We start from the raw sequence: 13,061 nt of genomic DNA, 5'->3' as shown, positions 1-13,061 counted from the left end.
TTGTAAATCAAGCATATTTATAGATTTTAATTAAAATTTAGCACGCTATGTACGATAGAACCGTTTTTGGCAACGTCGCTTAACCGCAAAAGTTCTGGTATTGTCACAAAAGTGTAACCTTGTGCTTTGAGCTTACTAACAATTTGCGGTAACGCTGCTATGGTTTGAGCGCGATTGTTACCACCTCCATCGTGCATTAAAACTATACCACCTGGTTTGGCTTGTTTTATAACTCGATTCACTAATACCTCAACAGGGGGATGACTGTAATCAATGGAATCTGCCGACCACATAACAATTGTATAATTATGCTTTTTCGCGTAATCAACCACACCATTGGTCATTATCCCTCCTGGTGGTCGAAATAAAGTGGTTTTTACACCTGTGGTTTTGTAGATTAAATCGGAGGTGCTTTCGATTTCCCTACCAGCAACTTCTTCACTCATCCCACGATAAAAGTGGTGCCAGGTATGGTTGCCAAGTGCATGTCCTTCTTCTGTGATTCGCTTCGCTGGTTGGGGAAAATTAATAAGCGAATCGCCTAACATAAAAAATGTTGCTTTGACGTTATTTTGTTTGAGAATATCTAAGATTTTGTCTGTATTTTTATTCCAAGGTCCGTCATCAAAAGTTAAAGCAACTACTTTTTTTGCTGTATTGACTTTACCTTCTTGAATAATTGCACCTTGAAATTGTTTTGGAATGCTGTACAGCAAACCTTTCGCTTGTGCTGACTGTTCCCAACTGTTTATGATTGAGGCTTCTAATTCTTCAAGGCGTTGTTTTGTACTTATTTTTGATTTGAGATTAATATTATCTTTAACCTGCACAATTTTATTTGAAGATAACAAATTATAACTATTTAAAATATTAATTAGCGCGAATAAAGCAGGAAATAAAGCGATGATCGCAAACCATAACTTTGGCTGCTGAAAGAAAGAAATATTATTTTTCATATCTAATTACCGAGAAAATAATTTATAATTTAGTTATATAGCATTCCTATATGAGTTGTGAAAAATTAAATTACTGTAATGAACCACATAATCCGGAGGATTTCCCGCAGGGTAGGCACAAAGGACACAAAGCAAGAAAAAGAAGATAGATGTTTAAAATTTCACGCTCTTATTTAGGATTGCTATATAAAGGATAACTACAATAAGGTAAAGAAATCGGAAAGAAATATTATTTTCTGGAAAATATTTAAGGATGGCTTGGGGGTAAATTCGTAGCCATCGGTAGATTTACATGAAAAGTACTACCAATGCCAAGCTGACTGCTAACTGTAATGTCTCCTCCGTGATAGCGGGCAATAGCGCTAGCGATAGCTAAACCTAGTCCTAAACCACCTGAGCGTCTACTCCTAGCTTTATCTGCTCTCCAAAAGCGGTTGAAAACTAGGGGGATATCTTCGGGGGCAATACCAATTCCTGTATCTTTAATATCGACAACGGTAAACTTATCGCGGTGAGCTATCGAAATATTTATCACTCCACCATCAGGTGTGTATTGCAAAGCGTTTTCTAATAAATTAGAAAATAAACGTTTTAATAAAGTGACATCACCTCGAACAAAGATTTCATCGCTAATTTCCGCTTTCAGCGTGATTCCCTTAATTTCTGCTTGTGATATTAATAATTCGACTAAATCTTCCAAAAATTCATCTAGGGGTATTAATAACCAATCTTGAGCAGAACGTGTTGGTAATTTGTCAGTTCGGGCAAGTAAAAGTAAATCTTCAACCAAACGAGCCATTTGATTAGTTGCTGATGCAATTGATTGCACTTTTTTGACATCGGAGGGATGAATTCTTTCTGGGTGGTTCATCATTACTTCTACCGAAGTTTTTACCGCAGTTAAAGGACTACGCAACTCGTGGGAAGCATCTGCTGTAAATTGTTTTAATTCTTGGAAACTTTGTTCGACAGGTTTTAAAGATTGCTTTGTTAACCACCAACTACCAATGCTACTGAGAATAAAAGCGATAATTCCACCGCAACTAAAACCCCAAATTAATCTATTCAGTTCTGCTTCTAAATCATGAATTGATTCACTTATCCTCACATATCCTTGAAGCTGTTTTTTGGTTTTATCTGCATAAACTGGAACGGTAATACTACGAAGTTTTCCAAATTGATTAGTATAAACATCAATACGTAAAGGTGTTACGGGAAGATGACTACCGGCTTGACCGAGAAGCATACCTTTTGCATCGAACCATTCTACACCTTGATGATTTTCACGTAAATCTTGCCAAGGAATATCTAAATCGCCATCATTATCTAGAATGCGGGGTGTTTTACTATTAATATATTTTTTATTAGTCTTAATTAATGGTAAGCTATGAGCTGCTGCATCAGCTAAGGTTAACATTTGGCGGTCTAGCTGTTCATATAAGTTATAGGCGATAAAATGATATACACTAAAGGTTGATATTCCAAAAATGCCGACCATAATGCTTAAATAAGAAAATAACAGGCGCCTCTGTAATGCTTTAAACATAAGAAAATAAAAAAATACGCACTTAAATATTTTGTTTAAGACGATACCCTAAACCGTAAACTGTCTCAATGAAATCAGCATCGGCTCCACCTAATTTTAATTTTTGGCGCAAACTTCTAATATGGACTTTAATTGTTTCTTCTCCAGGTGGTTCCTCAAATGACCACAGAGCTTCCAGAATTTGATTGCGATTAAACGTGCGATGATTATGACGTAAGAATAATTCTAAAATCCTATACTCAGTTGGTGTTATATGCAAAGGCTTATCTTGATACGTTACCTCACAAGTATTGGGATTCAAACGCAAGTTTTCCCATTCTAGTATGGGAGGTAATATTGTATTTACTCGTCTGAGTAAAGCACGAATGCGAGCCATTAATTCTTGCAAATCGAAAGGCTTAACTACATAATCATCGGCGCCTGCATCCAAACCCATCACCTTATCAGTACTGGTATCTTTAGCAGTCAGCATTAAAATAGGTATGGAATAACTAGAAAGCCGCAACTTTCGACAAAGCGTTATACCATCTAGCTTCGGTAACATTAAATCTAATATAATTAATTCATAGGAAAAAGCTTCTGCAAAATCCCACCCCAGCTCACCATCACAAGCAATGTCAACAACATAATTTTGGTCAGTAAGTGCTTCGGAAAGTGCCTCGGCAATACGCTCATCATCCTCCACTAATAAAATTTTCATGCATTTATTATCTAAGAATTACTACTATTTATCATAATAGCCGCCAAGCAGGTAAAAAACTCGGAAAGATAGCTTGCACGCGGTCATAAATTGCATAACAGTTAATATTCAAGATACAGGTATGTATTGGTATTCCACCAGAACATATACCGTTAGTGTTCAAGCATTTTTGGAGAGCAGATAAAGCAAGAAGCCGACGTAATGGGGGTTATGCATATTTTTGATACCTTTTGCACAGGTTTCCTCAAGGAATGCGTCAAGGTATATTAAAAAAACTACCAGTGATAAATGCTGCTTCTCCTCCAAGCGTTTGCCATAGGGCGCCTGTTAGTAGGTTCCCTATGGCAAAAGGGTTAGCCCAACAGCTACATTTATTTTTACAAAACATTGGCACGAAAATTGCACAAACAAAAAAATAAGTATAAATGGTACTTGAAAATGAAAAAACAATCAATCAGCAAGCTTCGGCACTATCCAAGCTTACTTAAACCGGGATGACAAGTAAATGGAGTGCTACTTTCTGACGGTAAACAATTACACTTACCTTCACATCTTAGCAGCGCGAATAACAGGCTATTCTTAGCCCCCCTTCCACGCGCTACGGTGTACACACAAGTCTCCTAAAGTTACTTTCCTTCTCTTTCTTTGTGTTCTTTGTGCCTTTGTCGTCTCTACAATATTTAAAATATCCAATCAACCCACTATCCACGCATCGAAATGATTTTTCTTAGATACATCGTCATTAGTCTTACTTATATAGGTTTAGGTTTAGGGTATATACCTGGTTTACGGATGAATCGAGCTAGTATTGCTTTAGTCGGCGCCTCTTTGCTTATGGCATTAGGGGTTTTAGACCTGAAAGAAGCATGGGGAGCCATTGATTATAAAACGCTAATTTTTCTTTTTAGCATGATGGTGGTCGCCACCAACTTAAATTACTCTGGTTTTTTCCAACTAGTGCTAAATACTGTTACGTACTATGTCCGAAGTCCTTTTGGTTTGCTAATAGTTTTAATATTTAGTAGTGCAATACTATCAGCTTTTTTTCTTAATGATACTATTGCCTTAATTCTTACTCCCTTAACTCTTGGCTTAACCCAAACCTTAAACCTTAATCCTATTCCTTATTTACTTGCTTTGGCAGCAGCAACTAATATTGGTTCTGTAGCAACATTAAGTGGTAATCCTCAAAATATCCTCATTGGTTCTTCCTCTCATATTAGCTATCTTAATTTTGCTAAAGCTTTAACTCCTATTGCACTTGTTAGTTTGCTAATTGAGATTACATTATTATGGTGGCTATATCCAGATGTGCGCTCGATTAAGTCAAGTTTTCGTGACACTCCTGTACGTAATCACGTACTTAAACCGCTATTAATAAAAAGCCTCTTAATAACCGCAGGATTATTGGCTGCATTTTTAATTGGTATAGAACCAGCCCAAGCAACACTAATAGCAGCGGGTTTACTATTTATTACTCGTAGAATTAAACCACAACGAATATTAAATAAGGTAGATTGGGACTTACTAGTGATGTTTTCTGGGTTATTTATTGTTACAGCAGCAGTGGGAAAATTAGGAATATTAAATATATTTAGTAATTATATCCATACTCCCCTCAGTGTACTAGCAGTAACTGCTCTGCTTTCAAATGTAGTTTCCAATGTTCCAGCAGTATTACTACTAGAACATTTAATTCCTCATCCAGATACAAAAACCTGGTTATTATTAGCTGCTGGGTCTACCTTAGCTGGGAATCTAACTTTATTGGGTTCTGTTGCTAATTTAATTGTTGCGGAGGCTGTCGCTAAACTCGGTTTTCAATTGTCTTTTTGGGAACATTTACGTTTTGGATTACCATTAACTGTTCTGACTCTCATCTTAGCTTATTGGTGGATTTAATTGGCAATAGGTTTTGGCGCCAAAGATACAGTTTGCCCATTTATGAGTAGGTTTGTCGCTTCTATAACCTGTCCGTAACGATTACGAACACCAAACCCCTGCGCTTTGATTTTATCTCCCACATTTGCAATACTGACTAGTTGATTACCCACATGAGGCGGAAATTTAACGATGGCGCCATTAGAGACAATGATGCCATTAATTTCTCCTCGATGTCCTACCAACCAGTTCTGAGCAGTTCCTTCAACAGATAAAGTCCTGTAGTTACCACTAGGTTGTTGAGGTGGTATTGCAGGACGTTGAGCTACTAAAGTTTGTCCAGTTTGGGTAGTAATACTTTTGGCTTTCACCTCTTGACCAAAGCGGGTAGAGGTGCCTAACTTTCCAGAAATGGTAACTTGAGTTCCCGATGTCACTGTTGCTACCAAGCTATCCCTCATATGAGGAGGAAATTTCACCTGCAACCCATTATTAAGTAAAAGTCCATCAACCTTGCCTTCAGGGTTGAGAAGATACTGCTTTACAACTCCAGTCACAGTCGTGTCATCAGCCTTGGGAAATATCGGAGGTAGAGATTTGGGGTCAAGGGTGTCTTGGTGATTAGTACTAATATAATCTTGATTATTTTCTTTTGAGCGTCCAAATGGTGTAATGTTACTAGCCATAATGTTGTAAGCTGATAAAACGAAAAAAGCAATTACGGCGCCAGTACCGCCACTAATTAAAATTAACTTTAACTTTCGCTGCCGCTCGCACGCTTGAGTTTCCTTTGCTTTAATTTGTACTAATGCTTGTTGAATCAAATTTGCAGGAATTTGCACTTCTGCTCCAGCTTCGATTAGCTCTTCTAAGGAATAATTGTGATTTTCTTGGGCATATAAATTAGCCGCAACAGCAAAAACATCCGCAGCAATATCTTTAGGAACACGAACTTCTGAGTCTTTCATGACAATAATTAGGCTTAATTCAATAAATAACTAAAATTTAATAGTGCAATTATCATGCCAAAGATACAAGACAATTGTGCGCTGGTGTAACAATAATTGGTGAGCAACTAAAATTCACCATAATTTTAGTAGTCTAGGTACAATTGTTCTCGGGAATTCAATGAAACCTATAGTGTTACCTCAACCCTGGACACTCCGGCAACAGCTAACAATCCTAACTATCCTTTTTTTAGGCTTGAGTGGAGCTGCTTTATGGCTTGTAATACAATTATTTCAAAACTTGGAAGGCGCTGTTGTTGCCAGAAACCAGAGAGAGCTAGCTTTTGCCAACACTAGACTGATTAAACTTTTTTGGGAATCAAAAGGGCAAGCACCAAAGGTAGACAAGCAGCAGGACAAGCATTTGCAGGAACTCTCAAATGAAGCACTCTTCAATTTCTCAAGAGTAGAAGGGGGGTTCTACCTGCGAGAACTTGATCGGCTTTTAGGTTATGCTTATCCTACTCATGGAGGACGTAAACCTAAAAAAGATATTCCTCCCGTTGAACGTGACACAATTTTGCAATTAAATCGTAGAGCTACTAGTCTTGCACAACCTCAAGAATTAGTAATGCGCGCGGGTCTTGATGTCTTAGTGCTGCGTGTTGATCCCCTACCATTATGGGGAGCAGTATGGACGATGAAACGTACACCTCACTTAGAAGATGGTAATCAAAAAATACTCAGTGTTCTGGTGATTTTAGGTGATTTATTTGTCGGAGCTTGGACTTTTTATATTGCTCTACAACTTAACTGGGGAGTGCAGCAGCTTCAGCAAAGTATTAAAGCTATGGAAGAAAACCAAGCTTCGGTCATCCCTCCTCTACCCGCAGAAATGGGAGCATTAGGTACTGCAATTAATACTATGCAAAGTCGGCGCCAAGATTTAGAACAGCGACTGCATCGAGTCGAGCGTTTAGCTTCTTTAGGGCACTTAGTAGCGGGGGTAGCCCATGAAGTGCGTAATCCACTTGCAAGTATGCGACTTAACTTACAGTATACGGAAAAACAACTACAAAAGCAGCTCATAACAACTTTACCAATTGCTAGTTTGCTAGAGCAAGTAGACCGTTTAGAACACTTAGTCCAACAACTGTTGTATTTTGACCAAAATCAGCAAGACGAGGAAATGGTAAAAACTTCCCTCGAAGCAATTGTTTATGAATCTATTTCCTTGCTTCGTCTTGCAGCAGAAGAACAAGAAGTCACGCTCATTTATCACAGGCCTAGCAAGTCTTTACCCCAAGTTCCACTACGTCGTCGAAAATTGGGACAAGTTATGGTTAATTTAATTTTGAATGCAATACAAGCTAGTCCATTAAAAAGCCAAGTTGAGGTTGGCTTCGAGCAACAGCAGGACTACTTAGTGACTTGGGTAAAAGATTCAGGTCAAGGTTTGCCACCCTCCGAACACGAGCGGATTTTCGATCCTTTCTATTCTACAAAGCCAGAAGGAACAGGTTTAGGTTTAGCAATTAGCCACGAAATTGTTACGCGACACGGGGGATATATTAATTTGACATCTCAACCCGGTTGTACTGTTTTTAGTGTTTATTTACCCAAAGTTTACTTACCTGAATAAAAACAATGGCTAAAATTCTAATTATTGATGATGAAAAAGCTTTGCGTCAGGCAATAGCGCAAATTCTTAAAGATGAAGGTCACTCTGTTATCGAAGCGACAGATGGAAGTGAGGGACTGACTATTATTCAAAAAACAGCATCTCGTCCTGACTTAGTGTTTTTAGACTTGAAAATGCCCAAAACTCAGGGTAATGCTGTTCTCAAAGCTTTAGGGAAGACTTTATTTGAACTGCCTGTAATTGTGATGACGGCATATGGAACGAGCCGTACAGCCATCGAAGCTATGCAGTTAGGCGCCTATGATTACTTAACTAAACCTTTTGATATGGAAGATTTGGTCAATTTGGTGCGTCATGCTTTAGCTCACTCTCATGCATTAACTTATCAGTTTGATGAAGCAAATTCTCAACTTGCACAACCAGAGGAACTATTAGGACGCTCACCTGCTATGGCAGAAGTATTTAAACTCATCGGTCGAGTTGCGAAGACTTATACCACTGTTTTAATAACAGGAGAATCAGGAACTGGCAAAGAGTTAGTTGCTTCAACCCTCCATAATGCAAGTTCCCGTAGTCGCGGACCTTTCGTAAAAGTTAACTGTGCAGCACTTCCAGAACATTTATTGGAAGCAGAATTATTTGGTCACGAAAAAGGCGCCTTTACAGGAGCCGACCATTTACGAATTGGGCGTTTCGAGCAGGCAAATAGCGGCACTATATTTCTTGATGAAGTTGGAGAATTAAGCGCTAGTATTCAGGGGAAATTGTTACGAGTTTTGCAAAATAAATCCTTTGAAAGGTTGGGTAGTAACCATACCAAAACTGTAGATGTTCGGATTTTAGCCGCCACTAATAGAAATTTAGAGCAGCTAGTTCACTTAAATCAGTTTCGGGAAGACCTTTACTATCGCTTAAATGTAATGCAAATTGAACTGCCACCTTTACGCGAGCGCTTAGAAGATTTAGAGCAGTTAACCCAACATTTTTTAAGTTATATTGCTCTACGTAATGACATGAAAAGTTTGTCAATGACTTCGGAGGCAATGGAAAAACTGAAAAGTCACTCTTGGCCAGGTAACGTCCGTGAATTGGAAAATACTTTAGAACGAGCAGCAATTTTTTCAGGAGGACGAACAATTCTCCCAAACCATCTTATCTTTAATTAATATGACTTCCTTAAATTCAACACCAGCACTTTTAACAAGCCTAGAAACTCAAACAGTCCTTTACCCAACTCTACAGCATTTAGTGCGCTTATTGCCGTCCAATTGTAAACGGGTAATAGAATATATTCGCTCAGAAGCTAAACACAATCCATTTTTAATGGAAATTAGTGATACATCTGAAAAGCCATCCAAGCGTGAAACTCTTTTAGATGATGTTTCGCCTGACTGGTATAACCCACCAGCACAAGGATTAAGTCTTAATGAGTATTTATATGGACAAATAACCACCTTGTCCATACCATCAAAACAACGTGAAGCTTTAATTTATCTAACGACTTGGCTCTCAAATTCTGGTTACTTAGAAGAAACTCCAGAAATTTGGGCAAATGGGAACATCTACAGTGCAAATGAACTAGAAGCTGTTATACCTCTGCTTCAAAGTTTAGACCCACCTGGAATAGGCGCCCGTTCTTTGCGAGAATGCCTATTATTACAACTTAAAGACCGACCTCAAAGTTTAGCTTATCTATTAGTTCAAGAGTATTTAGAAGAATTGGCAAATTGTACTGGTAATTCTTCCGATGCTAAACATAATCGTGGGATACTGCTACAAAAGCTACAACAACGTCAACAAGTATCTATAGATATAGATATAGATATAGATATAGATATAGATATAGATATTAATATAATAAGTAATGCTATCCAAGAGATTCAAGAATTAGAACCCCGTCCAGCTAGAAACTTTGGCAGTAACAATGCTCCTATTGTCACTCCTGATTTAAAAGCTGAACCAACAGAAGCAGGAGATTGGCAGGTTTCCTTAACTTATGAAGTTGAGCAACGCTTTTGCCTGAATGTTGAAGCCATTGAGCTTTTGAACAAATCACGCGCGTCTACACGAGATACGCAAAAATTAGAAGCATTATTAAAAGAAGCTCAAAGCTTACTTACAGCTTTACATCAATGGCAGGAAAATCTACTCAAAGTCAGTCAATTTTTAATTAGGCGCCAGCAAGCTTTTTTACACAGTCGTGATAGGCTAGACTTGATACCTACTCCGCAACAATTGGTAGCTCAATCAGTAGGACTTAGCAGGTCTACAGTTAGTCGAATCGTTAGCTCAAGATATATATTGATTTGTGACCAAAATAGTCAAATAATTCCATTGCATTTGCTATGTGTTCCTGTCAAAGTAGGTGGACGCACTGGGCAACAAGTACAACACCTGTTAGTACAGATAATAAGCGCAGAACCACCCGAAAACCCCTATAGTGATGAACAGCTAGCACAGCTTTTGAAAATACGATTTGGTTTGCCCATTACTCGAAGAACAGTAACAAAATACCGTAAAATTGCCGGGATAAACTCATCTCATTACCGTATACCTATTAAGTAATATACTAATCTGCTGAGGATTAATAAAAAATTATATCGTTACTACCGAGAATCATCTTTTGTGTTCACTGCGAAAATTAATCCTCCAATAATTACAATTGACGTGAAAGCAATGGAAAAAATCCTAGCTATTGGCTGGGTCTTTTCTTTGTCGTTTTTTTCCTTTTTGCCGTGATTATCACCTTCTTTTTTCTTACTTCCACTCTGCAAGGATTGAGCGTAAAGTTGGGTGCCACGTTGGGTAACTACTAAATTACCCTCAACTATACCAGTCTTAACCTCTACCATATCTCCAAAGGTTTGACCGAAAGTAGCTTTGACAGCTTTAAAGCTATTACCATTTTGCACGTAAACTAATTTTTCGCCATTTGCATCTACAATTGCTGTAGAGGGAATCGCGATTTTAGAAGCGGTTTTATTTGTAATTACCTCCAATTCGGCAATCATTCCTGGTTTAAGCAAACCATCTAAATTGTTTACTTCGGCTTGTACGGGTATAACTCGCGTTTCTCCTTGTACTAAAGTACCAATTTGTCTAATTCGACCTTCAAAAATCTTATTAGGCAAAGAAGTAACTTTAATTTTAACTTGCTGACCGTTTTTTACTTCGTCCAAGTCCTTTTCATAAATATTGGCTACGGCAAAGACGTGACCATCGTTTAATATAGTCATTAACTTATCACTTGAAGAATATAATGGTTGATTAAGACTGATAAAACGTTCGGCAACGGTTCCAGAAATGGGAGCCTTAATTGTTACCAACCCTTGAGAATTTGCAGATGTTCCCAACTGTTGTAAACGATTGTTGTAAATAGTATTGCTTAGTTTGATTTGAGATTGTGCTATTTCAACGTCTGCTTGAGCGCGTTTAAGTTGGGTGAGTGCTTCTAAATATTCTCGGTTTTGGGTCGATTTAAGTTGTGTTTGAGATTCGGCAACACCTGATTGGGGATACTGTAATTCTTGCGGCAAGTCAAAAAAGGTACTTCCAACTTCGCTTTCTAACTGAACGAATTTAGCTTGTTTTTTTGAAAAAGCAAGTTCAGAAGAAGTCGTTTCTTGTTTTGCCTGAGATAACTTTAGTTGCTGACGCTCAAGATTATATATGGCTAATCTCAAATCAGCTTGTGCTTTTTGTAGTGCAGTCAGTGCTTCTTCTTGCTTTGTTATTGAATCGATACGCAATTCTAGCAATTCAGGGAAAGCAAATACAGCAACAGGTTGATTCTTTCTAACTTTACTACCTGGTTTCACCAACAACTTAACTAATTTACTCCCTAGTGGTGCAGTTACATCAACTTGTTGGTCGGGTAAAATTTCGATTTTTCCTGTCGTTTTTATACTAACATCCAATGGTTGTTTTTTCGCTGGTTCGACTTCTATACCTAGTCTTTGGGCTATTTGAGTATCAATATTTACCGAACTATTAGCATTTACCCAATTGAACCAACTGGCGCCACTGTCGTTTCCTGCGTCTGCCAATACTGTATTAGGTGTTATTAACAGTAGTAAATTGAGAATAGCAAAAAATGATATATTTGTATTAATTTTGCTCATATTTAAGATGCACCTACCAGTGTGTTTTTACTGCTTGTCTTAGTTCGTTAAATTTATACGTATGCTGCTTATTTACTTTTAAAATCACATAGAGCGTTGATTTGATTGACAGCAGCAGGCAATTCAGTTATTTCAAGCTTCGCTTACAGTCTCACTGTAAAGACTAAAAGTTAATCACTTGGAATTAAACATATTAAATATATAAATTTAATTTATAACTAGTATTTATAATTTTAATTTTATTACTTATAATTTCAAAATCTATTATTTCACAGTTCTGTCAACAAGATCAAGTGGAAATATCAATAAAATTTATGTTACATTACACTACAGTTTAGTCTCGTACAATGGTAAAATTAAAGTATTTATACGGAATTTTAAAGCATTTATTTTTACTTTAATCTTAGATAAGTAGTTTGATACTGAGTAGTTTTTTTATTTAATTATCCAAAGTAATTTGAGAGTCGCAAAACCATTAAGGCTCCCGCTTGGGTAGGAGAAAAAATGCCTCATTTATGTTTTGATTGACAAATTGATACTGCACGGTATCAACAACTAAAATGCAAAATTTGTTTGCTACCGTCTGAAAAAGTAAAGACTAGAATCTGGATTGTAAAAAAGCTTGTAAAGATTTACTGAGCAATTTTCTTCTGAAGCCTACCCCCTAATCAAAACTTTGCTACCTAAAGTAGCTTAGTTTTTAAGTTGAGGTAGAAAAATATTCGGAAGCTCTGCAAGCTTTTGAAGAATGTTCGCAAGATTTTCAGTACTTTGTTGAACAGGTCTTTGAAGCACAAGCGATAGATTCAGATTCTATCTGAAGGAACAAACACATACTTGAATTGTTTGTTAAGAAAAACAGTAACTAAGTACTAGTGTAGATATTAAAAGTACCTGCTTCTTGAGGGCGCCTTTACAGACCAAGGGCTAGCGATTTACCTCTAATTTATCGTCTACCGCAACAAATTGTTACATAACTTCATCAAAACGTTATAAAGACTTTAAATATTTTACACTTACTTTAAAATGCTTATGTTATTCTTGATTGCAAGAATAAATGTAAACTCTTCAGATTCAAGGGCAAAAAGGTAGCTCAAAGGTCTGACCCACCGTGATTGCTATGATTATATTAACAGCCTCTGAAAACTACATACAGCAAAGCCGCCATCGAAATCGGGGGAGTGCTTACATGTTTGCGCCGATGGTAAACTTCAACGAAATGGCTGAAGTAGGCGAGACTCCACCATAGTAATTTTAATATAAGCAAA

The 13,061-nt window shown here is 37.4% G+C and carries 9 protein-coding genes; 4 read left to right on the top strand and 5 right to left on the bottom strand.

Annotated elements, in window-relative coordinates:
* Positions 1-26: 26 nt before the first annotated feature.
* The 3 genes from AC2JBO_RS19265 to AC2JBO_RS19255 all read right to left on the bottom strand — a co-directional run bounded on the left by AC2JBO_RS19265 (position 27) and on the right by AC2JBO_RS19255 (position 3,202).
* Positions 27-956 carry a polysaccharide deacetylase family protein gene (locus AC2JBO_RS19265; RefSeq protein ID WP_496955263.1) on the bottom strand — a complete coding sequence of 310 codons (930 nt, stop codon included), beginning with the start codon at positions 954-956 and terminating at the stop codon, positions 27-29.
* Positions 957-1,203: 247 nt separating this feature from the next.
* Entirely contained in the window at positions 1,204-2,502 is a 1,299-nt protein-coding gene (locus tag AC2JBO_RS19260) for a sensor histidine kinase (protein WP_496955262.1), read from the bottom strand.
* Positions 2,503-2,524: 22 nt separating this feature from the next.
* Entirely contained in the window at positions 2,525-3,202 is a 678-nt protein-coding gene (locus AC2JBO_RS19255) for a response regulator transcription factor (protein WP_496955261.1), read from the bottom strand.
* A 717-nt stretch (positions 3,203-3,919) separates the two neighbouring features.
* On the opposite strand from AC2JBO_RS19255, the gene AC2JBO_RS19250 reads away from it, so the two are divergent.
* A complete protein-coding gene (locus AC2JBO_RS19250; RefSeq protein WP_496955260.1) occupies positions 3,920-5,104 on the top strand; it encodes an anion transporter in 1,185 nt (394 codons plus the stop codon).
* On the opposite strand, the gene AC2JBO_RS19245 is transcribed toward AC2JBO_RS19250, so the two are convergent.
* Positions 5,101-6,051 (bottom strand): hypothetical protein, encoded by a 951-nt coding sequence (locus AC2JBO_RS19245; protein ID WP_496955259.1) that lies wholly within the window; start codon positions 6,049-6,051, stop codon positions 5,101-5,103. The two genes, AC2JBO_RS19250 and AC2JBO_RS19245, sit on opposite strands and share 4 nt — an antisense overlap.
* Positions 6,052-6,211: 160 nt before the next feature.
* On the opposite strand from AC2JBO_RS19245, the gene AC2JBO_RS19240 reads away from it, so the two are divergent.
* From AC2JBO_RS19240 to AC2JBO_RS19230, 3 genes are read left to right on the top strand one after another with little or no spacing between them, the layout of a single operon-like run.
* Positions 6,212-7,672 (top strand): ATP-binding protein, encoded by a 1,461-nt coding sequence (locus AC2JBO_RS19240; protein WP_496955258.1) that lies wholly within the window; start codon positions 6,212-6,214, stop codon positions 7,670-7,672.
* A 5-nt stretch (positions 7,673-7,677) separates the two neighbouring features.
* Positions 7,678-8,838: a sigma-54-dependent transcriptional regulator gene (locus tag AC2JBO_RS19235; protein WP_496955257.1), complete on the top strand. Its 1,161-nt coding sequence runs from the start codon at positions 7,678-7,680 to the stop codon at positions 8,836-8,838.
* A gap of 1 nt (position 8,839) precedes the next feature.
* Positions 8,840-10,237, top strand: coding sequence for an RNA polymerase factor sigma-54 (locus AC2JBO_RS19230; protein WP_496955256.1), 1,398 nt, complete (start codon positions 8,840-8,842; stop codon positions 10,235-10,237).
* A gap of 41 nt (positions 10,238-10,278) precedes the next feature.
* Here AC2JBO_RS19230 and AC2JBO_RS19225 read toward each other — a convergent pair whose 3' ends face one another.
* Positions 10,279-11,793 (bottom strand): efflux RND transporter periplasmic adaptor subunit, encoded by a 1,515-nt coding sequence (locus AC2JBO_RS19225; protein ID WP_496955255.1) that lies wholly within the window; start codon positions 11,791-11,793, stop codon positions 10,279-10,281.
* Positions 11,794-13,061: the final 1,268 nt, after the last annotated feature.

The sequence above is a fragment of the Calothrix sp. CBUCES-K 9914 genome, assembly GCF_059640475.1.
This window is presented reverse-complemented; position numbering and strand designations above follow the sequence as displayed.